Annotated in this window: 22 protein-coding genes; 10 read left to right on the top strand and 12 right to left on the bottom strand. The window is 73.2% G+C overall.

Features of this window, described 5'->3' with window-relative positions:
* Positions 1-6 precede the first annotated feature (6 nt).
* Positions 7-399 (top strand): hypothetical protein, encoded by a 393-nt coding sequence (locus ACIBAI_RS00420; protein WP_399030180.1) that lies wholly within the window; start codon positions 7-9, stop codon positions 397-399.
* On the opposite strand, the gene ACIBAI_RS00415 is transcribed toward ACIBAI_RS00420, so the two are convergent.
* On the bottom strand, positions 400-1,062 hold the full coding sequence (locus tag ACIBAI_RS00415; protein WP_399030179.1) for an O-methyltransferase: 663 nt from the start codon (positions 1,060-1,062) through the stop codon (positions 400-402).
* Between the two features lie 265 nt (positions 1,063-1,327).
* Positions 1,328-2,686, bottom strand: coding sequence for a glycine betaine/L-proline transporter ProP (gene proP / locus ACIBAI_RS00410; RefSeq protein ID WP_399030178.1), 1,359 nt, complete (start codon positions 2,684-2,686; stop codon positions 1,328-1,330).
* A 389-nt stretch (positions 2,687-3,075) separates the two neighbouring features.
* Here proP and ACIBAI_RS00405 point away from each other — a divergent pair, with 389 nt between their 5' ends.
* Complete coding sequence (locus tag ACIBAI_RS00405) at positions 3,076-5,151, top strand: phosphatase PAP2 family protein (RefSeq protein WP_399030177.1); 2,076 nt, start codon at positions 3,076-3,078, stop codon at positions 5,149-5,151.
* On the opposite strand, the gene ACIBAI_RS00400 is transcribed toward ACIBAI_RS00405, so the two are convergent.
* Positions 5,108-6,733 carry a hypothetical protein gene (locus ACIBAI_RS00400; protein ID WP_399030176.1) on the bottom strand — a complete coding sequence of 542 codons (1,626 nt, stop codon included), beginning with the start codon at positions 6,731-6,733 and terminating at the stop codon, positions 5,108-5,110. The two genes, ACIBAI_RS00405 and ACIBAI_RS00400, sit on opposite strands and share 44 nt — an antisense overlap.
* 48 nt (positions 6,734-6,781) lie before the next feature.
* Positions 6,782-7,228, bottom strand: coding sequence for an ATP-binding protein (locus ACIBAI_RS00395; RefSeq protein ID WP_399030175.1), 447 nt, complete (start codon positions 7,226-7,228; stop codon positions 6,782-6,784).
* Positions 7,229-7,320: 92 nt separating this feature from the next.
* Between ACIBAI_RS00395 and ACIBAI_RS00390 the strand changes: the two genes are divergently transcribed.
* Both ACIBAI_RS00390 and ACIBAI_RS00385 read left to right on the top strand, forming a co-directional pair.
* Positions 7,321-7,860 (top strand): Scr1 family TA system antitoxin-like transcriptional regulator, encoded by a 540-nt coding sequence (locus ACIBAI_RS00390; RefSeq protein WP_399030173.1) that lies wholly within the window; start codon positions 7,321-7,323, stop codon positions 7,858-7,860.
* Between the two features lie 256 nt (positions 7,861-8,116).
* On the top strand, positions 8,117-8,422 hold the full coding sequence (locus ACIBAI_RS00385) for a hypothetical protein (protein ID WP_399030172.1): 306 nt from the start codon (positions 8,117-8,119) through the stop codon (positions 8,420-8,422).
* A 183-nt stretch (positions 8,423-8,605) separates the two neighbouring features.
* Here ACIBAI_RS00385 and ACIBAI_RS00380 read toward each other — a convergent pair whose 3' ends face one another.
* A complete protein-coding gene (locus ACIBAI_RS00380) occupies positions 8,606-9,571 on the bottom strand; it encodes an ArsR/SmtB family transcription factor (RefSeq protein ID WP_399030171.1) in 966 nt (321 codons plus the stop codon).
* Positions 9,572-9,753: 182 nt separating this feature from the next.
* On the opposite strand from ACIBAI_RS00380, the gene ACIBAI_RS00375 reads away from it, so the two are divergent.
* From ACIBAI_RS00375 to ACIBAI_RS00365, 3 genes are all read left to right on the top strand, one after another.
* Positions 9,754-10,674 carry a LysR family transcriptional regulator gene (locus tag ACIBAI_RS00375; RefSeq protein ID WP_399030170.1) on the top strand — a complete coding sequence of 307 codons (921 nt, stop codon included), beginning with the start codon at positions 9,754-9,756 and terminating at the stop codon, positions 10,672-10,674.
* A 386-nt stretch (positions 10,675-11,060) separates the two neighbouring features.
* Complete coding sequence (locus ACIBAI_RS00370; protein WP_399030169.1) at positions 11,061-11,984, top strand: hypothetical protein; 924 nt, start codon at positions 11,061-11,063, stop codon at positions 11,982-11,984.
* Between the two features lie 123 nt (positions 11,985-12,107).
* Positions 12,108-12,569: a hypothetical protein gene (locus tag ACIBAI_RS00365; protein WP_399030168.1), complete on the top strand. Its 462-nt coding sequence runs from the start codon at positions 12,108-12,110 to the stop codon at positions 12,567-12,569.
* A 504-nt stretch (positions 12,570-13,073) separates the two neighbouring features.
* Here the strand turns inward: ACIBAI_RS00365 and ACIBAI_RS00360 are convergent.
* Together ACIBAI_RS00360 and ACIBAI_RS00355 are read right to left on the bottom strand one after the other, a co-directional pair.
* Complete coding sequence (locus ACIBAI_RS00360; protein ID WP_399030167.1) at positions 13,074-13,487, bottom strand: transglycosylase SLT domain-containing protein; 414 nt, start codon at positions 13,485-13,487, stop codon at positions 13,074-13,076.
* Between the two features lie 740 nt (positions 13,488-14,227).
* Positions 14,228-14,884 (bottom strand): TetR family transcriptional regulator, encoded by a 657-nt coding sequence (locus tag ACIBAI_RS00355; protein WP_399030166.1) that lies wholly within the window; start codon positions 14,882-14,884, stop codon positions 14,228-14,230.
* A gap of 221 nt (positions 14,885-15,105) precedes the next feature.
* Between ACIBAI_RS00355 and ACIBAI_RS00350 the strand changes: the two genes are divergently transcribed.
* The 3 genes from ACIBAI_RS00350 to ACIBAI_RS00340 are packed head-to-tail and all read left to right on the top strand — an operon-like array spanning position 15,106 to position 18,307.
* Positions 15,106-16,509, top strand: coding sequence for a glycosyltransferase family 4 protein (locus tag ACIBAI_RS00350; RefSeq protein ID WP_399030165.1), 1,404 nt, complete (start codon positions 15,106-15,108; stop codon positions 16,507-16,509).
* Entirely contained in the window at positions 16,503-17,237 is a 735-nt protein-coding gene (locus ACIBAI_RS00345; RefSeq protein WP_344608068.1) for a class I SAM-dependent methyltransferase, read from the top strand. Before ACIBAI_RS00350 ends, ACIBAI_RS00345 begins: the two co-directional genes overlap by 7 nt.
* Positions 17,234-18,307 (top strand): prenyltransferase, encoded by a 1,074-nt coding sequence (locus tag ACIBAI_RS00340; protein WP_344608071.1) that lies wholly within the window; start codon positions 17,234-17,236, stop codon positions 18,305-18,307. Before ACIBAI_RS00345 ends, ACIBAI_RS00340 begins: the two co-directional genes overlap by 4 nt.
* A gap of 10 nt (positions 18,308-18,317) precedes the next feature.
* Here ACIBAI_RS00340 and ACIBAI_RS00335 read toward each other — a convergent pair whose 3' ends face one another.
* The 5 genes from ACIBAI_RS00335 to ACIBAI_RS00315 form a co-directional block, all read right to left on the bottom strand.
* Positions 18,318-18,611 carry a hypothetical protein gene (locus ACIBAI_RS00335; RefSeq protein WP_399030164.1) on the bottom strand — a complete coding sequence of 98 codons (294 nt, stop codon included), beginning with the start codon at positions 18,609-18,611 and terminating at the stop codon, positions 18,318-18,320.
* 164 nt (positions 18,612-18,775) lie between these two features.
* On the bottom strand, positions 18,776-19,540 hold the full coding sequence (locus tag ACIBAI_RS00330) for a DUF5336 domain-containing protein (RefSeq protein ID WP_399030162.1): 765 nt from the start codon (positions 19,538-19,540) through the stop codon (positions 18,776-18,778).
* Positions 19,541-19,698: 158 nt separating this feature from the next.
* Complete coding sequence (locus ACIBAI_RS00325) at positions 19,699-20,652, bottom strand: N-acetylmuramoyl-L-alanine amidase (protein ID WP_399030161.1); 954 nt, start codon at positions 20,650-20,652, stop codon at positions 19,699-19,701.
* Positions 20,653-20,662: 10 nt separating this feature from the next.
* Positions 20,663-21,325 (bottom strand): class I SAM-dependent methyltransferase, encoded by a 663-nt coding sequence (locus tag ACIBAI_RS00320; protein WP_399030160.1) that lies wholly within the window; start codon positions 21,323-21,325, stop codon positions 20,663-20,665.
* 106 nt (positions 21,326-21,431) lie between these two features.
* Complete coding sequence (locus ACIBAI_RS00315) at positions 21,432-23,171, bottom strand: MFS transporter (protein ID WP_399030159.1); 1,740 nt, start codon at positions 23,169-23,171, stop codon at positions 21,432-21,434.
* Positions 23,172-23,174 lie beyond the last annotated feature (3 nt).

Genomic DNA, 23,174 nt, shown 5'->3' with positions numbered 1-23,174 from the left:
GCGCACGTGCTCGAACTCACCATGGCCGCCGTCTCCGCGGCGGACGCGGGCGCCACGGCCGGCATGCTCATGGCCGACGCGCCCAGCGAGCCGGGCGCCGTGCTGCGGGTGGGCCGGGACAGGTCGGTGTGCCGGCTGCCGACGCCCGACGACTGGCTGTTCGTCTCCCGTGTCCACCTGGAGTTCCGGTGCGGCCCCGACGGCGGCTGGCAGCTGACCTGGCTGCGCGGCTCGCAGGCCGATCCGTCCTCCGAGGTCCGGCTGACGGTGGGCGAGCACGCCGCGGCCGTCCCCTACGGCGGTACGGTGCCGCTGCCCAGGGGCGGCAGCGGCGAGGTCGTCATCGTGGACCGCACCGGCCCGCGCAGCGTCAACGTGGGCTTCTACCACGAGGTCTGATCACAGCACGCGGGCCAGCGCGAACCCGTCGTAGCCCTTGCTGCCCACCGTCTGGATCGCCGTTCCGTCGAGCCGCGGGTGGCTGCCGATCAGCTCGATGGCGGCCCGCGTGCCCCGCACGTCCGGGGCGTCGCTGCCGGCGTCGGCGACCCGGCCGCCCCGGACCACGTTGTCGACGACGACCAGGCTGCCGGTCCGCGTGAGCTTGAGCGCCCACTCGATGTAGTGCGCGTTGTTGGCCTTGTCGGCGTCGATGAAGACCAGGTCGAACGGCGGCGGGTTCTCGTCGGCGAGCTTGGGCAGCGACTCCAGCGCCGGCCCGACCCGCACCTCGACCAGCTTGTCCAGCCCGGCGCGGGCGATGTTGCGGGCGGCGATCTCGGCGTGCTTGGCGCTGTACTCCAGCGAGACCAGCCGGCCGTCGGGCGGCAGGGCGCGGCCCAGCCAGATCGTGCTGTAGCCGCCGAGCGTGCCGATCTCCAGGATGTGCCGGGCCCCTTGGACCCCGGCCAGCAGGTGCAGCAGTTTCCCCTGGGTGGCGGTGACGTTCACCTGCGGCAGCTCGGCCGCCGCACTGTCCCGCAGGGCGGCCTGGAGAGCCTCGTCGTCCGGCACGAGATGGGCGGTGAAGTAGTCGTCGACGTCGTCCCAGACCTGGCTCATGCGCCTGCGCCTCCCGTTGACCTGGTCAGCCTCCCCAACCAGCTGCGCTGACGACCATAGCTCCGCCCCGGTTCCCCGTCAGAGTCCCCCCGCACCCGCTTTCAGCCGATCGGCTCAGCCTGGCGGCCACTCCGCCCGACCGGCGCCGACGCCCGCCCCGCCCCCGGCGCGGCCCCGTCCCCCGGCGGACCGCGGGCGCGACGCACGCCCCGCCGAACCCGCGCGGGCCGCCGCGGGCGCCCCCGCCGAACCGCCGGAGGCCCCGTCACCGCTCCACGGCCGGCGGCGACCCCGGCAGCGGCCGTCCCGCCGACTCGGTCATGAACCACACCGCCGCACCGCCGACCACGGCCGCGGCCATCATGTAGTACGCGGGCATCATCACATCGCCGGTGGCGCCGATCAGCGCCGTCACCACCAGCGGCGTCGTCCCGCCGAACAGGGACACCGAGACGTTGAACCCGATCGACAGCGACCCGTAGCGCACCCGCGTCGGGAACAGCGCCGGCAGCGCCGACGGCATCGCGGACGTGAAGCACACCAGCAGCAGTCCCAGCGCCGCCATGCCCAGCCCCACGGCGACCAGGCTGCCCTGGCGGATCAGCAGCAGCGCCGGCACCGACAGCGCCAGGAAGCCCACGCAGCCCGCCGCGATCACCGGCCGCCGCCCGATCCGGTCGGTCAGCGCGCCCGCGAACGGCTGGACCACCATCATCAGCGCCATCACGGCGAGGACGACCAGCAGCCCGTGCGTCTCGTCGTACTTCAGCTCACCGGTCAGGTAGCTCGGCATGTACGACAGCAGCATGTAGTCGGTGACGTTGAAGACCAGCACCAGGCCCATGCACAGCAGCAGCGCCTTCCACTGCCCGGTGACCATCTCCCGCAGCGGCACCTTCGGCCGCGCGGCCTCCGCCTTCTCCACCTCCGCCGCGAACGCCGGCGTCTCCTCCAGGCGCAGCCGCAGGTACAGCCCGATGATGCCCATCGGCCCCGCGACGAGGAACGGGATCCGCCAGCCCCAGGAGGTCAGGTCGTCCGCGGACAGCAGCGCCGTCATCACGGTCACCAGCCCGGCGCCGCCGATGTATCCGGCCAGCGTGCCGAACTCCAGCCAGCTCCCGAGGAACCCGCGCCGCTTGTCCGGCGCGTACTCGGCGATGAACGTGGACGCGCCCGCGTACTCGCCCCCGGTGGAGAAGCCCTGCACCAGACGCGCGGCGAGCAGCAGGATCGGCGCGCCGACACCGATCGTCGCGTAGGACGGGATCAGGCCGATCGCGAACGTGCCCGCCGCCATCATGATCATCGTCAGCGCCAGCACCTTCTGCCGGCCGACGCGGTCGCCGAGCGGCCCGAAGACCATGCCGCCGAGCGGCCGGACCAGGAAGGCCGCGGCGAAGGCGCCGAACGTGGAGAGCAGCTGGGCCGTCGGGTCGCCCGAGGGGAAGAAGACCTTGCCCAGGGTCACCGCGATGTAGCTGTAGACGCCGAAGTCGAACCACTCCATGGCGTTGCCGAGCGCGGCCGCCTTCACGGCGCGCCGGACGAGCGCGGAGTCGGTGACGGTGGCCTGGGAGTTCTTCGCGAGGGCCGTGGGAGCGGCGACTGAGGCAGTCGACAAGAGCTCGCTCGCCTACCTTTCGACGGGGACAGGGACGCGGTCCGCGCGGCGGCGCTGACGAGCGGACCGAAAAACGACCATAGGCGGTGATGTGCCGCTTACGCCCGGTACGCACTTCGTTGCACTATGCATGAAAATAACCCGCAGGCAGGGACGTAAACCGGTCACGCGCCCCGTCGTTCTCCGGAATCGTGTGATCCATCTCGCATTCGACACGGGCGACCCCACCCCCTCCGCACTATCGTCGTCCGGACAAAAGGAAGACGGCCGTCAGGTGAAACCGGGGTGGCCTGCGTCTTCCTCCGGGGTGGTGCGGACCCCATAGGGTTCGCGAAGGGAACCTCATGCGGGGGGCGCGTGAGGCGGATGGGGCGGGAGGCCGACGAGGCGTGGCGAATGCGGAGCACAGCGGGCGACCGGCGGAGGTGTTCGGCGGGAGACCGGCGGAAGCGTTCGGGGCTACGGCCGTCGGGGAGGCCAGGGCGCGCCTGCGCGCGGCGCGGCTCGGCCTGTGGCTGATCGCCGCGGTCCTCGCCGTACGACAGGTGGCCGTCGTCCTCGGCACACCGCGCGGGGAACGGCTGACGGACCTGGAGACCTGGGTCGGGCCGAACGGCGTGCTGCACGTCGAGGGCTCGCTCTACGACTCCACCCGCTTCACCGGCACCCCCTTCGGCGGCCTGGTCCTCAAGCCGCTCACCCGTTCGGCCGAGCAGGCCCTCGGCTGGGGCTGGACCTTCGGCACGCTGCTGCTGGTCGTCGCCCTGGGCCTGGTCGCCGCCCGCGCCCTGCCCCGGCCGGTGGACCGGCGCACCTCGCTGCTGGCCGCGCCGGTCGCCGTCAGCCTGCTGATGCTGTCGCTGCCGGTGCGCAACACCCTCTGGCTCGGCCAGACCAGCGTCATCCCGGTCCTGCTGGTCCTGCTCGGCTGCTTCGCCGTGCGCGGCCGGCACGCCGGCGGCGTCCTCGTCGGCGTCGCCGCGGCGCTGCAGCCCACGCTGCTGCTCTTCACGCCCCTGCTGTGGCTGACCGGCCGCCGCCGGGCCGCCGCGGCCGCGGGCGCCACGTTCGCCGTGTGCACCGCGCTGGCCTGGGCGGCGATGCCGCACGACGCGTACACGTACTGGGTGCACCACATGGCGGGCGTCGGGCTCGGCGGGCGGGCCGACGACCTCGCCAACCAGTCCCTGCACGGCGCCCTGCTCCGGTTCGGCCTGTCCGGCCCCCTGGAGATCGCCCTCTTCCTCGCGCTCGGCGCGGCCGTCGCCGTCCTCGGCCTGCGCCGCGCCGTGCGCTACGCCCGCGACGGGCAGCTGCTGCTCGCGGTCGCGATCACCGGCTGCGCGGCGATCGCGGTGTCGCCCACGGCCTGGCAGCACCAGTTGCTGTGGGTGCTGCTCGCGGTCGTCGGCCGGGTCGGCCGGCGCGCCTCCGACCGGTACGTGTGGCCGGTCGCCGTCGTCCTCGTCATGACCCTGCCGGCGAAGATGATGCTGCCGAACGTCGCGGCGCTGCACCCGCTGCGGGACAACGTGGTGCTGCTGGCCGCGCTCGCCGCCGCCACCGCCGTGCCGTTCCTGTCCCGCGCCTCGGCGTACTACCGGGCACCGGTCCCCACCGAGTACGCGGACCCGGTCCCGGCCCGCTTCCGGCACATACCGCTCGTGCCGTTCCTGCGCCGCGTCCTGACCCGCCCCAACCTCCTGCTGGAGCTCCTCCTCATACGGGTCACCTACGCCGCCTACTCCAAGATCCGCCTGGCCGCGGGCGGCGGCAGCGACTCGGCCGGCCGGGCCCGCGCCGAGGAGCACGGGCAGCAGATCCTCGACCTGGAACGCGTCCTGCACCTGGACATCGAGCACGCCGTGAACCACGCCGTCGTGGAGATCGGCTGGCTGCGGAACTTCTTCGACTTCTACTACACGTCCTTCCACTTCGTCGTCCCGCTGACCGTCCTCGGCGTCCTGTACTGGCGCCGCCCGGTCGACTACCGCTGGGCCCGCTCCTCCCTGGGCTTCGCCACCCTCCTCGCCCTCGTCGGCTTCTGGCTCTACCCGCTGGCCCCGCCGCGCCTGATGCCGGGGCTCGGGATCATCGACACGGTGCACGGCCCGCAGGACTTCACCCAGCCCGACTACGGCACGCTCACCGCCCTCACCAACCAGTACGCGGCGATGCCGTCCCTGCACTTCGGCTGGTCCCTGTGGTGCGGCCTGGCCGTGGCGGTCATCGCCCCGAAGTGGTGGATGAAGGCGGCCGGCCTGCTCCACCCGCTGTTCACGGTGTCGGCGATCGTGGCGACCGGCAACCACTGGGTGCTGGACGCGGTGGGCGGCGCGCTGGTGGTCGGCGCGGGCTTCGGGCTGACGTACCTGCTCCAGGGCCCGCGGGCGCGGACCGCGGCCCGGACGCCGGCCGCGGTCAGCAGCGACCCCGAGCCGGCGCGGGACCGTACTCCGAGCTGATCCGGTAGGCGCCGGGCGCGTCGGCGGTGAGCCGGGTGAACTCGCCGTCCCGCCCCAGGCAGCCCCCGTCGGCGCGCAGCCACGGCGAGTACGCCACCCGCACGGTCACCGTGGCGGGCCGGGACACCCGGACGACGATCCCGGCGCCGTCCGCCCGCACCACCGTCCCCGGCGCCGACACCAACGGCACCGCGTCCCGCACCCGGTAGATCCGCCAGTGCGCGTCCCGCCACACCGGCTCCAGCCAGCCGGGCCGCTCCTCGCGCAGCAGCCGCGCCTCGGCCTCGGCGTACCCGTCGGGCGTCGCCCGCGGCAGCACCACCAGGCCGACGGCCCAGCGGTCCAGCCAGGCGCGGTAGGCGGCGGGGGAGAAGGCGCCGTCGTAGAAGAGCCGGCCGCGTTCGACGTCGAGCTGCCGGTTCCAGCCGCGGGCCAGGTTGACGTGCGGGGCGAGCAGGGCGGCCTCGCGGTGGTCGCGCGCGGGCACCACCTCGACCCGCGTCCGGTCGGCCCCGAGCCGCTCCAGGGCCCGCACGACCCCGCCGGTGTCCCTGGCCCACCGCGGCACGACGGTGTAGACGGCCACGTCGTCGGCGGTCTTCCTCCCCAGCCACCCCACGGAGAAGACGAGGACGCCGATCAGCAGCCCCCGGCGGACCTTGGCCAGGCGGGGCCGGGCGAGCAGGGCGGCGAGCAGCACGGCCGGGGCGAAGTGCTCCGCGAACCGCTCGACGTTCGTGCCGACGGGGGAGGGGACGAGGTACGTGAGCACGGTCCCGGCCGCGTACACCGCCCCGCCCCACCGGGCGACGCGCCAGCCGCGCGGGGCGAGCGCGGCGACGGCCAGCCCGAGCAGCAGGGGCGGCCAGATCCGGGCCGCCGGCATCGGCTGCTCACCGGTGAAGGGGAAGAGCCAGGTCGTCGCACCGACGACGGCGACGGGCGGCAGCAGCAGGGGCAGCGCCCGCCGTCCGTCCCGCGCGGCGAGGAACCCGGCGCCCACGACGGCCAGGAACAGCCCCGCCACCGGACTGGCGGCGGTCGCCAGCGCCGCGTACGCCGCCGCGAGCGCGACCCGGCGCTCCCCGGTCAGCAGCAGGCACGCCGCGAGCCCGAGGGCGACGCCGAGCGCGAAGGTGGTGCGCCCGGAGACGACGTTGCACCACAGCCCGAGCGAGGCGAGCAGGGCGGGCCCGACCGGCCGCCGGGTCCCGGTGCGCCGGATCAGCACGGCCGCCAGCCAGGAGGCGGCGATCCCGGAGCCGGCGGTCACCGTGCGGACGCCGAGGGCGGCCATCAGGTACGGCGACAGCAGGCTGTAGTTGGCGGTGTGGGTGCCGCCGTACCAGGAGAGGTTGTACGCCGAGCCGCCGTGCCGGGCCGCGAAGTCCGCCCACGCGTACTGGGCGGCGAGGTCGCCGCCGCCCGTGGCGAGCAGGAACCACCAGAGCGCGTACAGGGGGAGCACGGGCACGGTGGCGAGCAGGGGGACGCGGTGACGGGCCCGGAGGGTACGGAGCCCGCCGTTGCGCAGGAGGGGCGCGGGAAGACGCTTGGTGACGGTGAGTTCGGCTGAGGCCACGGTTTCGAAGACGTGCGAACGGGGCGCGACGTTGTGCGGCGCCCCGGCTCAGGAGCCCTCGTGGCAGGAGCCCTCGCCCTTCCCGCACTCGAACCACACCGTCTTGCCGCCGCGCAGCGGTTCGGGCGTCACGCCCCGCCGGTCGGCCACCGCGCCCAGCAGGACGAGCCCCCGCCCGCTCTCGGACTCCGACACCAAGTCTCCCGGCACGGCCGGAAGTTCCTCGCTGCGGTCCGCCACCTCCACCCGCACCCCCGCCGCCTGCCGCAGCAGCACCAGGAAGCAGCGCCGGTCCGGGACGTGGCGCACGACGTTGGAGAGCAGCTCGGACACGCCCAGCTCGACGGCGTCGGTAAGCTCCGCCATCCCCCACTCGCGCAGGAAGGAGCGGACGATGCGCCGGACGTGCCGCACCGAGTGCGCGCCGACGGTGAGCCGCATCGCGTATCGGGAGGCGAGGTACCAGGGAGGAGGTGGGGCAATGTATTCGTTCACGGTACGAGCGTGACCTCGGATCACTACGCTGGGCCACCGAACGGATACAACCGTTCCCGGTGTGGACCGGGTTGCGCGAGAGGGGACCGTGCATGGCCCACGTCAACGCCCTCGACCCGGGCGCCTCACCACTCGACTACTACGGCTACGAACTGCGCCGGTACCGCGAGGCCGCCGGGCTGACGCAGAAGCAGCTCGGAGCGGTCATCAACTACACGGGCTCGCTGGTCGGCCAGATCGAGACGGCCCGGAAACTGCCGACCCCGGAGTTCAGCGAACGGGCGGACGTGGCACTGGAGACGGGAGGACTGCTGCCCCGGCTGGTCACGCTGGTGCTGCGCAGCCAACTTCCGGCTTGGTTCCAGCAGGTGGCGGAGCTGGAGGCACGGGCAAGGGCGATTCATATCTTCCAGCCCCGGTTGGTGCATGGACTGCTGCAAACCGAGGCGTACGCACGGGCGGTCCTCAGCGCGGTGGACGACAATGACCTGGGCAATCGCACCGCCGCGAGAATCGCCCGACAACGCATCCTCATACGCGACTCCAAGACTCCGGCCGGCCCGGTCCTCACCGTCGCCCCCGCCGCCTTCTCCGCCTTCGTCGGCTGGACGACGGCCACGGCCGACCGCTGAACGACGGCGCGACCGCACGACCGCACGCCGAAGGCGGCGGCCCCGGGAAACGCGGGCCGCCGTCCGGCCGGCTGCTGTGGGCCTCACCGGCCCTGCCCGGCGCCGTCCTCGCCCCGCGTCCGGCCGGCCCGGACCGATGAGGGAAAAACCTCGGCGGGGAACGCTTTCGAGCTGGATCGAATTCCTGTTTCCTTCCCGGTCGTCCTGCCACCATGGCGTGAACCAATTCGCAAGCAGCGCAGCGGGGAGTGGAACGATGGTGCGTATCAAGTCTGTTGCAGCCGCGGTGTGCGGGGCTTTTTCCCTTGTCGTCCTGGTCGCCGGCGCGGCCCAGGCAGGGCACCACCAAACACGCGGCGTCCTGGCGATCGAGGAGACGGTGTCCGAAGGTCCGTACACGCCCACCGGAGGTCCGTACCAGACGCACAGCGTGCCGGTGGAGGAGGAGACGGTGTCCGGAGGCCCGTACAAGCCGCACAGCGTGCCGGTGACCGAGGAGAGGGTCTCCGGAGGCCCGTACGCGCCGACCAGCGCCCTCGACAACCCCGGTCCGCTGGGCTGACTGTTCCGCGCTCCAGGGCGGAGGGCAGGCCGTGCGCTTCTCCGCGCGGGGCATGCCCGCCTGGACCTCGCGCCAGGGCAGCGCCCCGGTCGCCCTCTCGGCCCGGGCGATGCCCTGGTCCTGATCATCGCCTTGACCGTCCCCGGCGTCCTCCTCGGCCCACGACGGGCGCCGGAGCCCGGTTCACGCCGGCTCGCCCTCCTGCACATCCTGCTTGAGCAGAGCAGCCCCCAGGTGGGTCAGTGCGTGCACCACCGATCCACCGGTGCGGCGCGTGGTGATCAGTCGCCCCTCGCGCAGGACGCCGGCATGGTGACTGGCGGTGGCTGGGGAGACTCGGCAGCGGTGGGCGAGATCGGTGGTCGAGCAGCCGTCCGCGGCCGCACGCAGTATCGCGGCGCGGGTCTGACCGAGCAGCCCTGCGAGCGCACGGTGCGGGTCGGCGTCGGCGGACGGCCGAGTGAGCCACCGTAGGTCGTGGTCGACGGGGTGGATCAGCACCGGCGGCAGGTCCGGGTCCTTGAGCAGGGTCGGTCCGGGCCAGCAGAAGAAGGAGGGGATCAGACGCAATCCGCGTCCGTCCAGTCGTAGCTCACCGTCCAGGTGGGAACCGGAGACGTGCAGGACGGGAGAGTCCCACCGCAGCGTTTCGTGCAGGACGGAGGTCAGCCGTGCGAAGCCGCCGTGCAACAGGATCCGGCCGATGGACATCCGGCTGGCCTCGCACTGGGCCCGGATCTGATCCCAGAACGGCGCCACCGCGATGTCATGGTGGTGCCGTAGCGCTTTCGCCACGGTGGTCAGGGCACGTGGTTCGCCGTCGGCCAGTGCCCGTGCCCAGGTCGCGGGCCTCCGGGAACCGAACAGTTCCGTCATGTCCTTGCGCAGCTGGCGGCGCGGGGTGCGGAGCAGGGTTCGCAGTCCCTCGTCCACCGTCCCTTCAGCGGTGAGCGGTGTGAGGAAGTCGGGTGAGTAGCCCCGAGGCGGGGCGAGCAGCCGCAGCCCGCCCCATACTCCCGTCGCGGCTTTGCCGATCCGCTGCCGCCAGTGGTCGAAGAACAGAGGACCGTCGTGACTGTGCAACAGGTGGAGGCTGAGCAGGGTCTCCCACATCGGATCGGGCTGATCGGCCACGACCACTCGCGCCATGTCCTCGGTTGTGAAATGGATGCGCAAACCCATGGGTGCCCCCGGGGCATAGGTGTCAGGCAGGTGAGGGGCTCACCTCTGTCGGATCCGCGACAGAGCGGCATCCGCATCGTTTCACCGTCGCGCCCTCCACGGACCGTCCGCGCTATGCGGAGCGCAGCGTCTTCGATAACCTCCCGGTTATGCCTGACATATCGGACCCGAATCCCCATCAGTTACGGCTGTTCCTCGCCCTGGCCGAGGACTTGCACTTCAAACGGGCCGCAGCGCGTCTGCACATGAGCCAGCCGGCCCTCAGCCAGCAGATCCGCAAACTGGAGAACCAGCTCGGCGTGGTGTTGTTCGAGCGGGACAGCCGGTCCGTGGAACTGACCCCGGCCGGACGGGCCCTGGTCCCCGAAGCCCGCGCCGTACTGGAGGCATTGAGCGGACTGCGCCGTACCGCCTCGGCCCACCACCGCGAACTCACAGGCCAGTTGCTGGCCGGCTCCATCGGCGCGGAGGCGGCGATGGAACACGTCCGCGCGGTCCTGGACGAACTGCAGCGCCGGCACCCGAAACTGTCGGTGCAAGTGATCGGCTTGAACATCATCGACCATATGGCCGCGCTGATCAGCGGAGAGGTGGACGTGGTCTTCCTGCGCCCCCCGGTGCCGGAAGGAATCCAGACGCAGTACCTGGCCGAGGAACCACGCGTGGCCTGCCTGCCCGCCGACGACCCCCTGGCGGCCCTGCCCTCCGTCACCCTGGACCAACTCGCCGGACGGACCGTCGTCGATGTGCCGTCGCGGGCCCCGCGGGCCTGGTGGAAGTACTGGGTGGCCGACCCGCGCCCGGACGGCAGCCCGGTGCGGTACGGACCAGTGGTCCCCGACCTGGAAGGACTCCTGCACGCCGTCGTCCACGACCGGGCACTGGCATTTCTCCCGTCCGCGGCCGCGCGCTTCTACCCGCGTCCGGGACTGGCCTATGTCGAGGTCTCCGACCTCCCGCCGTCCCAGTCGGCGCTGGCCTGGCTGGCAGCCCACCGTGACCGATCCACCGTGGCCGCCATCCGTGCCGCAGCCCGCGCCGTGGCCGGAACACCCACGCAGGGCGGCTGAGCGACACACGGTGCCCCTCGCGTGACGGCGAAATCTTCGCCCCGAGGCCGATGAAGGCGACTGCTGACGTATGCAGCCGTACGTACCACGGTGACACGGTGAGTCAGACGCCATCCGGCCGGCGAAATACCTCATGGACGAGGTTCAGGACTCGACGACTCCACCTGGTCCTCACAGTTTCTCTCCCGGTCGGCCCGGTCGGCCCGGTCCTCATGGACGAGCGGGGAGCGGAGGGCGGAGAGGCCTGCTCAGGACCCGGAGACAGGGGCGGCCACTCACGCGGTGTTCGAACAGGATCGAAAAGCTGGTTCGTCACCGGCGCACCAGGAAGCATCGGAGCGCAGCCGGCGAAACATCCGCGAACACCAAGCCAAGGGGGCTGATCCATGAGACGTGTGCTCCTGTTGTCGTGCGTCATGGCGGCGGCCGGCGCGGCCGTCGTGACCGGATGCGCCGACCACGACGGTGGTGACCCTGCCCGGCAGGCTCCGCACACCAGGCCCCGAGCGCTGACCTGGCAACAGGAGCTGCGAATCGCCGACGCACAGCAACGCCTGACCAGGCAGTGCATGAACCGCAAGGGATTCGGCTACTGGGAAGACCGCACACTGACGCTGCAGGAGAGCCGCCCGGTGCGCTACGTCCAGGACGACGTGGCATGGGCCCGCACCCATGGGTACGGCGGCCGCATCAGCGCGAAGGAGACACGCCTCCACGAGCACAACCCCAACGCCACGTACCGCCGGAGTCTCTCCCCCTCCCGGCGCACCGCCTTCGACACCGCCCTCGACGGCGGCGACAACGCCCGCATGCTCACCGCCTCCCTGCCGAACGGCGAAAGGATCCAGAAGCTCGTCGGAGGCTGCACGGAGGAGGCCGAACGCACCCTCTACGGCGACCCGGCTGTGTGGTTCCGCACGAGCAAGACCGCCACCGGCCTCAACCTCCTGTACGGCACAGAGCTCATGGCGGACCGGGAACTCACCGCGGCGACAGGGGCATGGTCCCGGTGCATGAAGCAAGCGGGACAGCACTACAAGGACCCCCAGGCGGCCCGTGACGCCGTCCGGACCCGCACCAGCCGGCTGGGGGCGGCTCGTGCCGACGAGGCGTTCACCGTCGAGCGGAAGACGGCCGTCGCGGACGCCGCCTGCGCCCGCGAGACCTCCCTGAGAACCGTGGCCACGGCCCGGGAGGCGCACTACATCGACCGCCTGCGCGGCCGGTTCGGCAAGGACATCGACACCTACCACCGGCTCGGCCGGCAGGCCTACGACCGGGCGGTGCGCATCGTTCCGGAGCGAGACTGACCGACTCGCGTTCCAGGACGCGACCCGCCCACCGACGAGGACACGTCGGACGGCTCGCCCGGCGTCCCCGCATCGGCGCACCACCACCGCTCACGCACCACCGACCCGACGAGAGGAAACACCATGCGCACCTTCATCGCCACGGCGGCCCTCCTGGGGCTCACCGCCCTGGGCGCGGCCTTTCCCACCACGGCCGCGCAGGCATCCGAGGACACCGTCGCCGACACCGGCTGCGACAGCAAGTGGGGTTCGCGCGACGGCAACATGTACGGCTGGGATCACCTGGACTGCAACGACCCTCTGCTGATCGCCGCGTCCGGGGACAACCCCGACTGGGGTGCCGTGCGCAACAGGGTCGCGTCGGTCATGAACCGCGGCTTCGTCGGCGGTCGCGACCACGTCAAGTTCTACGACTACACCTACTACCGGGGCGGGCACGCCTGCCTCGCACCGGGTGAGCTGTACGCCGACGACCTGAACAACGACTGGTTCACCGGTGATCCCAACGGTGATGTCGTGGTGGTTGACAACATCGAATCGCACAAATGGGTGACCAGGAGCGAGTGCGGGACCCTCCTGACCTGATCCGTCCAGCCGTGCGGGCGGCCCGGGACACCCCGGACCGCCCGCACCTGATCGTGGACTGCCTCGGTCCGCTGCCGGTGGTGCTGGTCACCCAGCCGACGTCACCGGCCGGCAGGCCGCCTGCCGGATGCCGCACCACCTGCTGCCCGTCACCGCACGATCCGGCTCGTGCGGACCGACGGCGGCTACGCGGGCCGCCCCGTCGGCCGGGCCGGGGACACCGAGCCCGTGACCGCGGTGTCCGCTGCCGAGGGCGAGGAGCCGCCCGGTCCGCAGGAAGGCGGCGGCCCCGGGGATCGGGGGGCCGCCGCCTTCGGTCGGGGGCGCGGGCGCGGAGCGCGCCGCGGGCGCGGTGCCGGATGCGGGCCCGGTGCCGTGTGGCGGTCCGGTGCCGCGTGCCGGCCAGGTATCGGGGATCGGCCCGGCGGCGCCGCACGGAAACTCGTCACCGGGGGGGCGGCCCGGTGGGCGGTGCCGTGTGCGGGCCCGGTACCGGGTGCCGGGTCAGTACCAGCCGTTGGCCTGCCAGAAGCCCCACGCGCCGCATGGGCTGCCGTAGCGGTCCTTCATGTAGTCCAGGCCCCAGGCGATCTGGGTGGCCGGGTTGGTCCGCCAGTCGGAGCCGGCCGCGGCCATCTTCGAGGCGGGGAGCGCCTGCACCAGGCCGTAGGCCCCGCTGGAGGCGTTGGTGGCGGTCACGTTCCAGCTGCTCTCGTGCTGGACAATCTGCGCGAAGCACCGGTACTGGGCCGAGTTGCCGACCATCTGCCGCGCGGTCGCCTGCGCGGAGGAGGCCGACGTCGCCGCGGCCTGCGCGGGCGCGGCGGCGATCAGCGTGCCGCAGGCGGCGGCCACGGCGGCACCGGCGAGGGCCTTCCTCGGGGAGGCGACGCGGCGGAGAAGGGAAACGGCGGACACGGGGGACCTTTCGTCGGGGACGGGAGGCCGCGGCGTGCCGGGGCCGCGCGGATGCGGGGCGGGCACACGTCGGCGCCGCGGCCCTGAGGGCACGTCGGCGCCTGGCGACGGCGTCCAGGGAAACAGGCCCGACAGCCGTCCGCAATCACCCCTTTTACTAGTGGTAGTCGCATTAAGGGGGAAAGGTCGTCCTGTGACCGGGCTCTCAACGCGCAGGTCGGAGGGCTGGACGGCGGCCGGGGCCGAACCGCCGGATCTACGGTCCGGCCTCGTAGGTGACCTGCGTCATGTGGGGCGCTTCACGGCGACGGCGTGCCGTGTGCGGCTGAAGGTCCCGGTCGGTGCGGCGGGGTGCCCGGGGTGCCGCCGGAGGGGGCGGCCGCACCCCGCGGCCCGGCCGTAAAAAATCTCACATCGGGGGGTTGCATCCACCTATGGGTGTTTTAACCTGATTACAGGCCTACGGGACGAGTGAGGGAGTCCAACCGGAGATGCCGACTCTGGCGAGAAGCCTCGGCTTCCGCTGTGGCCGACGTCGACGGTCGGGCTGAGAGGCCGGAAAGTCGCACGGCCGCGAGGCCGGACGACCGGAAGGCGACCCCCAGTCACCTGATCCGGGCAATACCGGCGAAGGGAACCCGTCTCGTAGGTCGCTCCCGTGGACCCCGGGCCGTGCGCCCGGGGTCCTTCGCGCGTTCCCGCGGTCCTTCACGCGTCCCCGGGCCCACGTGCGTGCGAGTTCACGCGCCCGTGGCGCGCTCCTCGCCCGGCGCCGTCAGGTCGATCAGCCGGCACGCCGTCTCGATGTCCACCCTCACCTGCGCGATGGAGGCCCGGCCCGACAGCCAGGCGAGCAGGACCGAGTGCCAGGTGTGCTCGACGACGCGGACCGCGCGGAGCTGCTCGGGGGCGGGGTCCTCCAGGCCCATGGCGTCCAGGATGATCGCCGTCGTCCGCCGGGAGACCTGGTCGACCTCCGGGCTCACGCTGCGGTCGGCGAACGTCAGCGCCCGGACCATCGCCTCCGCCAGCTGCGGCTCGCGCTGGAGCGCGCGAAAGGCCCGCATCAGGGTCTCCGCCACCCGCTCGGCCGCCGTCCCGCCGGCCGGCGGCCGCCTGCGCAGCGTGCCGTGCATGTGCTCCAGCTGATCCTGCATGACCGCCACCAGCAGGTGGACCTTGGACGGGAAGTAGCGGTACAGCGTGCCGAGCGCCACCCGCGAGGACTCCGCGACCTCGCGCATCTGCACCGCGTCGAACCCGCCCCGGCCCGCCAGCCGGGCGCTCGCGCGCAGGATGCGGCGGCGCCGCGCCTCCTGCCGCTCGGTCAGCGGCGGGACGCCCGGCGTGCTCGCCGCACTGGCCGTTCCCGCTCCCGGCTTGGCTCGCGCAGGCATGGATCCCCGTTCCGTGACAGTCCGTGAGGGCGTGCGACCAGACAGCATGGCAGGGCCGGCGGGGACGCGCCCGCCGTGGCGCGAATCACCTGACCCGCCTCTCCCAGCGGCCCTACCTGCCGGTAGATTCGAAGCCTCCTGGACGATCAAGTCTGAAACTTGTTCTAGATTAGCGTCCCGGCGTAATCTCGCGGGACAGTGCAGGCAGAAGGGGGCCCAGAGTGACCGCTGAGGCCGGCCGGGCGGGGTCCCGGGACCTGGCGGCCGACGGCGAGCCGCCGCTGCGCATCGCGCTCCTCACCTACAAGGGAAACCCGTTCTGCGGCGGCCAGGGCGTCTACGTACGGCACCTGTCGCGCGAACTGGTCCGCCTGGGCCACCGGGTCGAGGTCATCGGCGCCCAGCCCTACCCCGTCCTCGACGAGGGCTACGACGGCCTGAGCCTCACCGAGCTGCCCAGCCTCGACCTCTACCGCCAGCCGGACCCCTTCCGCACCCCGAAGCGCGACGAGTACCGCGACTGGATCGACGCGCTGGAGGTGGCCACCATGTGGACCGGCGGCTTCCCCGAGCCGCTGACCTTCTCGCTGCGCGCCCGCCGCCACCTGCGCGCCCGGCGCGGCGACTTCGACGTCGTGCACGACAACCAGACCCTCGGCTACGGGCTGCTGGGCGACCTGGGCGCGCCCCTGGTGACCACCGTCCACCACCCCGTCACCGTGGACCGGCAGCTGGAGCTGGACGCCGCCGGGACCTGGCAGCGCCGCTGGTCCGTGCGCCGCTGGTACGCCTTCACCCGCATGCAGAAGCGGGTCGCGCGCCGCCTGCCGTCCGTGCTCACCGTCTCCGGCACCTCCCGCCAGGAGATCGTCGACCACCTGGGCGTGCGGCGGGACCGCATCCACGTCGTGCACATCGGCGCCGACACCGACCTGTTCTCCCCCGATCCGGCGGTGCCGGTCGTCCCGGGGCGGATCGTGACCACCTCCAGCGCGGACGTCCCCCTCAAGGGCCTGGTCTTCCTCGTCGAGGCGCTGGCGAAGGTGCGCACCGAGCACCCGGACGCCCACCTCGTCGTCGTCGGCAAGCGGCCCGCGGAGGGACCCGTCGCGCAGGCCGTCGAGCGGTACGGCCTGGCGGACGCCGTCCGGTTCGTCAAGGGCATCCCGGACGCGGAGCTGGTCGACCTGGTGCGCTCGGCCGAGGTGGCGTGCGTGCCGTCGCTGTACGAGGGGTTCTCGCTGCCGGCGGCCGAGGCGATGGCGACGGGCACGCCGCTGCTCGCCACCACCGGCGGGGCGATCCCGGAGGTCGCCGGGCGGGACGGGGAGACCTGCCTCGCGGTGCCGCCGGGCGACGCGGACGCGCTGGCCGCCGGGCTGAGCCGGCTGCTGGGCGACCCCGCGCTGCGGGCCCGGCTGGGCGCCGCCGGACGCGAACGCGTCCTGCGCCACTTCACCTGGGCCAAGGCCGCCGAGGGCACGGTCGCCCGGTACCGCGAGGCCATCGCCCGCTCCGGAACCGGGGCCGCCGCCCCGGACCGCGCCCCGGCCGCCGCCGGCGCCTCCTCCGCGACCCCGACCAGTGAAACCGGCGTCTACCCCGAAAGCAGGGCCACGTGCTGACCGTCGACTTCTCCCGGTTCCCGCTCGCCCCGGGCGACCGCGTCCTGGACCTCGGCTGCGGCGCCGGCCGGCACGCGTTCGAGTGTTACCGGCGCGGCGCGCAGGTCGTGGCACTCGACCGGAACGGCGAGGAGATCCGCGAGGTCGCGAAGTGGTTCGCGGCGATGAAGGAGGCCGGGGAGGCCCCCGAGGGCGCCACCGCGACGGCGATGGAGGGCGACGCGCTCGCGCTGCCCTTCCCCGACGAGTCCTTCGACGTGGTGATCATCTCCGAGGTGATGGAGCACATCCCGGACGACAAGGGCGTGCTCGCCGAGATGGTCCGGGTGCTCCGGCCCGGCGGCCGCATCGCCATCACCGTGCCCCGCTACGGCCCCGAGAAGGTCTGCTGGACGCTGTCCGACGCCTACCACGAGGTCGAGGGCGGCCACATCCGCATCTACAAGGCGGACGAACTGCTGGCGAAGATCCGCGAGGCGGGCCTGAAGCCGTACGGCACGCACCACGCGCACGCGCTGCACTCGCCGTACTGGTGGCTGAAGTGCGCGTTCGGCGTCGACAACGACAAGGCGCTGCCGGTGCGCGCGTACCACAAGCTGCTGGTCTGGGACATCATGAAGAAGCCGCTGGCCACCCGGCTCGCCGAGCAGGCGCTCAACCCGCTGATCGGCAAGAGCTTCGTGGCGTACGCGACCAAGCCGCACCTGCCCCGGGTGGACGCCAAGTGACGACGCCCCGGACGGAACACCTCGTCCTGCCCGGGGTCCTCACCGCCGAGCAGGCCGACGCGACCGTGCGCGCCATCCTCGCCGTGCAGCGGGAGGACGGCGCGATCCCCTGGTTCCGGGGCCACCACCTCGACCCGTGGGACCACGTCGAGGCGGCGATGGCGCTGGACGCGGCCGGCGAGCACGAGGCCGCCGAGCGGGCGTACACCTGGCTCGCGCGGCACCAGAACGAGGACGGCTCCTGGTACGCGGCGTACGCGGACGGGGCGCACGACGCGGTCACCGACCGGGGACGGGAGACCAACTTCGTCGCCTACCCGGCCGTGGGGATCTGGCACCACTACCTGTCGACCGGCGACGACACCTTCCTGGACCGCATGTGGCCGGTGGTGTACGCGGCCGTCGAGTTCGTGCTGCGCCTGCAGCAGCCGGGCGGGCAGATCGGCTGGCGGCGCGCCGAGGACGGCACGGACACCGCGGACGCGCTGCTGACCGGCTGCTCCTCGATCCACCACGCGCTGCGCTGCGCGCTGGCCATCGCCGAGCAGCGCGAGGAGCCGCAGCCGGACTGGGAGCTGGCGGCGGGAGCGCTCCGGCACGCGATCCGCCGCCACCCCGACCGGTTCCTCGACAAGGACCGCTACTCGATGGACTGGTACTACCCGGTGCTGGGCGGCGCGCTCACCGACGCGGAGGCCAAGGCCCGCATCGAGGAGGGCTGGGACCGTTTCGTCGTGCCCGGGCTCGGGGTGCGCTGCGTCGTGCCCAACCCGTGGGTCACCGGCGGCGAGTCCGCCGAACTCGCCCTGGCCCTGTGGGCGGTGGGCGAGTCCGACCGCGCGCTGGACGTCCTGCAGTCGATCCAGCACCTGCGCGACGCGGAGACCGGCCTGTACTGGACGGGCTACGTCTTCGACGACGACGCGATATGGCCGCGGGAGCTGACCACGTGGACGGCCGGCTCCCTGCTCCTGGCCGTCGCCGCCCTGGGCGGGCACGAGGCCACCTGCCGGATCTTCTCCGGCGACCACCTGCCCAGGGGCCTCGACCCGGACTGCTGCGCCGCCTGACCCCGCGGGGTCAGCGGCGGTGCAGGCGGCCCGCGACGGCGTGGCCGACGAACAGGTAGACCACCGCGGCCAGGCCGTAGCCGGTGACCACGCGGGCCCACTCCTCGTCGAAGGTGAACAGGTCGTGGGACCAGCCGGCGAGCCAGCGGGCCACGTCGTGGACGAACCGGACGAAGTCGTTGGCCCGGTTGGCGTCCAGCAGGTACATCAGGATCCACAGGCCCAGGATCAGGGCCATCACGTCGGCGACGATCGCGACGACCCGGCCGGCCTGACTCGCACCGCTGTGATATCGGGGGGACATGTCCTCCGGGTTGCCGCGCGGGCGGAGAAGAAACCCGGCACGGGGACGACTCCCGCCCGCGCCCCGCTTCCTGACGAGTCGTCAGGAAGCGGGGCACGGGCGGCCGTACGGCGACGGCCCCCCGCCCACCGGGGGCGAGGGGCCGCGGATGACGGCGGGCGGGGTCAGCCGCGCTGGATGCCGCTCGTGTCCTGCAGCACGCCGCGACGACCGTCCTGCGTCTGCGCGACCAGACCGGGACCGCGCTGCTCGACCGCCAGGTACCAGGTGCCCGGCGCCAGTTCCGCGATCGGCGTCGGCGAGCCGTCCTCCGGGTACAGCGGACGCGGCACCGGCACCGCGAACCAGAACGGCGAGAAGTCCCCGGCCGGCGGCTGCGGCTGCGGCTGCGGCTGCTGGCCGGCGTACGGCTGCTGCGGCTGCCCGCCGTACGGCTGCTGCTGCGCGCCTGGGTAGCCGTAACCGGCCTGGGGCTGGGCCCCGTAGGGCTGCGGGGCGGCGGGCCGCGGGGCCGGGACGAGGGAGCCCTTGAGCGCGGGCACCAGCGGGCCGGCGACGGCGGCCGCGGCCAGGACGAGCGCCGCGATGAAGCCGAGGATCAGACCGGCGCCCGCCTCGATGCCGTCGGGCACGTCCACCAGCGACCAGAACAGGATCCAGGCGACCAGGATCGTGAACGCCGCACCGACCGTGCCGAGATCCAGGCCGGCGACCTTGCGCTGCTGCGGCAGACAGCGGTTGACGACGATCAGGGCCGCGCCGAGGATTCCGCCCAGATAGACGCCCAGGCCGGTGTCGAGGGTCTCCCACGCGCTCGGGGCGCCGCTGAAGCCTTCGGCGGAGTACAGGTCGAGGAACGACGCGATGAACAGCAACACCGCTGCTCCGATCACCACGCCGTCGCCTCTAGTGAGGGAGCGGATGTTCACTTCGGGTCCTTCGTAGGTCGTCTCGTCGTCGGTGGAGGCGTCGCTGTCGCCACGGCGCCGTCAGGCCCTGGCGCGAAGCGCGGAGGTGGCCCCTCATCTGTACGGATGACACTATCGTCCGCACGGTCGGGCCGCCGCCGGGACCAGCGCGCCGATTCCTACCCGCGCAGGAAACTCACGATTCCCTCAGAGATACCCTGCGCCGCTTTCTGCCGCCAGGCCCCGCTGGTCAGCAACGCCGCGTCCGCGCCGTCGCGCATGTTGCCGCACTCGATGAACACCTTGGGAACCGTTGACAGATTGAGACCGCCGAGGTCCTCCCGCGTGACGAGGCCGCTGCCGTCGCCGGCGTACGCGGCGGGCGCGGAGCCCGTGGCGCGCAGGAAGCGGCCCGCGATGCGCTCCCCGAGGTCGCGGGACGGGGCGACGATGGGCCGGGTGTCGGCCGCGCCCGCGCGCACGGCGCCCGGCAGGATGACGTGGAAGCCGCGGTTGCCGGCCGCCGAGCCGTCCGCGTGGATCGACACCACCGCGTCGGCGCGCGCCTCGTTGCCGATCCTCGCCCGCTCGTCCACGCAGGGCCCGTACGGCCGGTCGCCGTCCTGCGTCAGCTTCACGGTCGCGCCCTGCCGCTGCAGGAGCGTGCGCAGCCGGCGGGCGACGTCCAGGGTGAACTCCGCCTCCCGGTACCCGGCGTTGGTGGCCGTGCCCGTGGTGTCGCACTCCTTCCGGTTCGTCCCGATGTCCACCGTGCGGTTGATCTCGGCGGTGTGCTGGAAGTTGCCCGGATTGTGTCCCGGGTCGACGACGACCACCTTGCCCTCGAGAGGGCCGGAGGCGGCGGACGCGCGGGGGGACGTGGGCGTCCCGGGGGCGCCGGGGTCCTCGGCGTCGCCGCCGCGGGAAGGGGCACGGGAGGGGCCGGCGGCGCCGGAGGAGGCGGGACCGCCGGCGGACACCGCGCCGCCCGGGTCCCCGGGGCCGCCGGCCGTCTCGTGGACGAGCCAGCCGAGCAGCGCGCCCGGCGCCAGCGCGGCGAGCGCGGCGATCAGCAGGCCCCGCCGGGGACGGCGGGGCCGGGAAGGGGCGGAGTCCGGACCTGTGTACGACACGTCAGCGACTCTAACCGCGGCCTTCGGCCCCCGCTCCCGTTCGCCGCAGCACGCGCAGCGAGCCGGTCGCCGAGACCTCCGTGAACGCGCCCGACTCCAGGGCCCTCAGGTAGACGCGGTAGGGGGCCTGGCCGGTGAACTCGTCCACCGGGTCGGGGAAGACGTCGTGGATGACGAGGAGGCCGCCCTCGGCCACGTGGGGGGACCAGCCCTCGTAGTCGGCGCCCGCGTGCTCGTCGGTGTGGCCGCCGTCGACGAAGACGAGGGCGAGCGGGGAGTTCCAGATCCGCGCGATCTGCGGGGAGCGGCCCACCAGGGCGACGACGTGCTCCTCCAGGCCCGCCCGGTACAGCGTGCGGCGGAACGTCGGCAGGGTGTCCATCAGGCCGGTCTCGGGGTCGACCGTCTCCGGGTCGTGGTACTCCCAGCCCGGCTGCTGCTCCTCGCTGCCGCGGTGGTGGTCGACGGTGAGCACGCTGACCCCGGCCCGGCGGGCCGCGTCGGCGAGCAGGATCGTGGAGCGCCCGCAGTACGTGCCGATCTCCAGCAGCGGCAGACCGAGCCGCCCGGCGTCCACGGCCGCCGCGTACAGGGCCAGCCCCTCGTCGACGGGCATGAACCCCTTGGCGGCCTCGAACGCGGCCAGGATCTCCGGCTTGGGTGCCGCGGACATGGGGTTCCCTTCGGTCGTACGGCCTTGGCGTCGCTGTGGACGCTCCATGCTGCCGCACCCCCGGCCGGCGGTCCGACCGGGGGTGCGCCCGGATCCCGGGCGGTGCTCAGGCCGGGACCGTCTCCCCGGGCAGCGACAGGTCCACCTCCACCGGCCGGTCGTCGCCGGTGTGGGTGGCCGAGTCGGCGAGCGGGCCGTGGCCGGGGGCCCGGACGGCCAGGACGTAGGCGCCCCCGGAGGGCACGGCGAGGGCGTAGCGGCCGTCCTCCGCGGAGAGGGCCGTACCCGCCCGGCGGCCGTGGCGGTCGATCAGGGTGACCCGGGCGCGGGCCACGGGCGTCCCGTCCGCGGCCAGGACCCGGCCGTGGAAGCCGCGCAGCGCCTCGGCGGCGCGCGCCAGGTTCGCGTCCTCCTCGCTGCTCGCGCGCAGCCGGTGCTCCGCCGCCGGGGGCCGGCCGGGCAGGAACAGGGCCAGGACCAGGCCGACGGCGACCGCGGCGGTCGCGATCAGGAAGGAGACGCGGAAGCCGTGCATGGTCGGCACCGCGACGCCGTCCACGGTGTCCGCCGTGCCGGCCAGGACCATGCCGATCACCGCGCTCGACACCGACGTGCCGATGGACCGCATCAGGGTGTTGAGCCCGTTGGCGGCGCCCGTCTCCGAGGCCGGGACCGCGCCGACGATCAGCGCGGGCAGGGAGGAGTAGGCGAGGCCGATCCCGGCGCCGAGCAGCACCGAGGTGACCACCGTCTGCCAGGCGGCGTCCATCAGGCCGAGGCCGCCGCCGTACCCGACGCCGATGACCAGCAGCCCGACGACCAGGGTGGTCTTGGGGCCGTAGCGGGTGGACAGCCTCGCGTACACCGGCGCCGTGAACATCATCGTCAGGCCCAGCGGGGCCACGCACAGGCCGGCGACGACCATCGACTGGCCGAGGCCGTAGCCGGTGGCGGTGGGCAGCTGGAGCAGCTGGGGCAGGACCAGGGAGACGACGTAGAAGCTGACCCCGACCATGATCGACGCGAGGTTGGTGAGCAGGACCTCGCGGCGGGCCGTGGTGCGCAGGTCGACCAGGGGCGCGGCGGAGCGCAGCTCCAGCACGCCCCACAGGAGGAGCACGGCGACGGCCGCGGCGAAGAGGCCGAGCGTGGTGGCCGACGACCAGCCCCACTCGCCGCCCTTGGTCACCGGGAGCAGGAGCAGGACCAGGCCCGCGGCCAGGCCGAGCGCGCCCGGCAGGTCGAAGGAGCCCTTCGCGCGCAGCGGGGACTCCGGTACGGCGAGCAGGGTGAGGACGATGGAGAGGACGCCGAGGCCGGCGGCGCCGTAGAACAGGGCGTGCCAGTCGGCGTGCTGCGCCACCAGGGCCGCGGCGGGCAGGGCGAGGCCGCCGCCGACGCCGATCGAGGAGCTCATCAGCGCCATCGCCGAGCCGAGCCGCTCGCGGGGCAGCAGATCGCGCATCAGGCCGATGCCGAGCGGGACGGCGCCCATCGCGAAGCCCTGCAGCGTACGGCCGGCGATCATGGGGAGCAGGGTGCTGCTGAGCGCGCTGAGCAGCGCGCCGGCCACCATCACGGCGAGGCTGGCGATCAGCATGCGCCGCTTGCCGTACAGGTCGCCGAGGCGGCCCATGATCGGGGTGGCCACGGCGCCCGAGAGCAGCGTCGAGGTCAGGACCCAGGTCGCGTCGCCGGGGGTGGTGTCCAGCAGGCGCGGCAGGTCCTTGACGACCGGGACGAGCAGGGTCTGCATCACCGCGACAACGATGCCCGCGAAGGCGAGCACCGGGACGACGGGGCCGCTCGCTCCTGGGGTGGGCCGGTCGTGCGTCGTATGGGTCATCGA

The organism is Streptomyces sp. NPDC051041, from assembly GCF_044456065.1.
Taxonomy (GTDB): Bacteria; Actinomycetota; Actinomycetes; order Streptomycetales; family Streptomycetaceae; genus Streptomyces; species Streptomyces glaucus.
The sequence above is the reverse complement of the archived record's forward strand: the minus strand, read 5'-3'. Positions and strand labels throughout refer to the sequence as shown.

Bases quoted from the DNA above. Each gene is read 5' to 3' on its own strand.
- ACIBAI_RS00415 (WP_399030179.1), bottom strand. From the start codon at position 1,062: ATGAGCCAGGTCTGGGACGACGTCGACGACTACTTCACCGCCCATCTC.
- ACIBAI_RS00390 (WP_399030173.1), top strand. From the start codon at position 7,321: ATGGCCCACGTCAACGCCCTCGACCCGGGCGCCTCACCACTCGACTAC.
- ACIBAI_RS00385 (WP_399030172.1), top strand. From the start codon at position 8,117: ATGGTGCGTATCAAGTCTGTTGCAGCCGCGGTGTGCGGGGCTTTTTCC.
- ACIBAI_RS00380 (WP_399030171.1), bottom strand. From the start codon at position 9,571: ATGGCGCGAGTGGTCGTGGCCGATCAGCCCGATCCGATGTGGGAGACC.
- ACIBAI_RS00375 (WP_399030170.1), top strand. From the start codon at position 9,754: ATGCCTGACATATCGGACCCGAATCCCCATCAGTTACGGCTGTTCCTC.
- ACIBAI_RS00370 (WP_399030169.1), top strand. From the start codon at position 11,061: ATGAGACGTGTGCTCCTGTTGTCGTGCGTCATGGCGGCGGCCGGCGCG.
- ACIBAI_RS00365 (WP_399030168.1), top strand. From the start codon at position 12,108: ATGCGCACCTTCATCGCCACGGCGGCCCTCCTGGGGCTCACCGCCCTG.
- ACIBAI_RS00355 (WP_399030166.1), bottom strand. From the start codon at position 14,884: ATGCCTGCGCGAGCCAAGCCGGGAGCGGGAACGGCCAGTGCGGCGAGC.
- ACIBAI_RS00335 (WP_399030164.1), bottom strand. From the start codon at position 18,611: ATGTCCCCCCGATATCACAGCGGTGCGAGTCAGGCCGGCCGGGTCGTC.
- ACIBAI_RS00320 (WP_399030160.1), bottom strand. From the start codon at position 21,325: ATGTCCGCGGCACCCAAGCCGGAGATCCTGGCCGCGTTCGAGGCCGCC.
- ACIBAI_RS00315 (WP_399030159.1), bottom strand. From the start codon at position 23,171: ATGACCCATACGACGCACGACCGGCCCACCCCAGGAGCGAGCGGCCCC.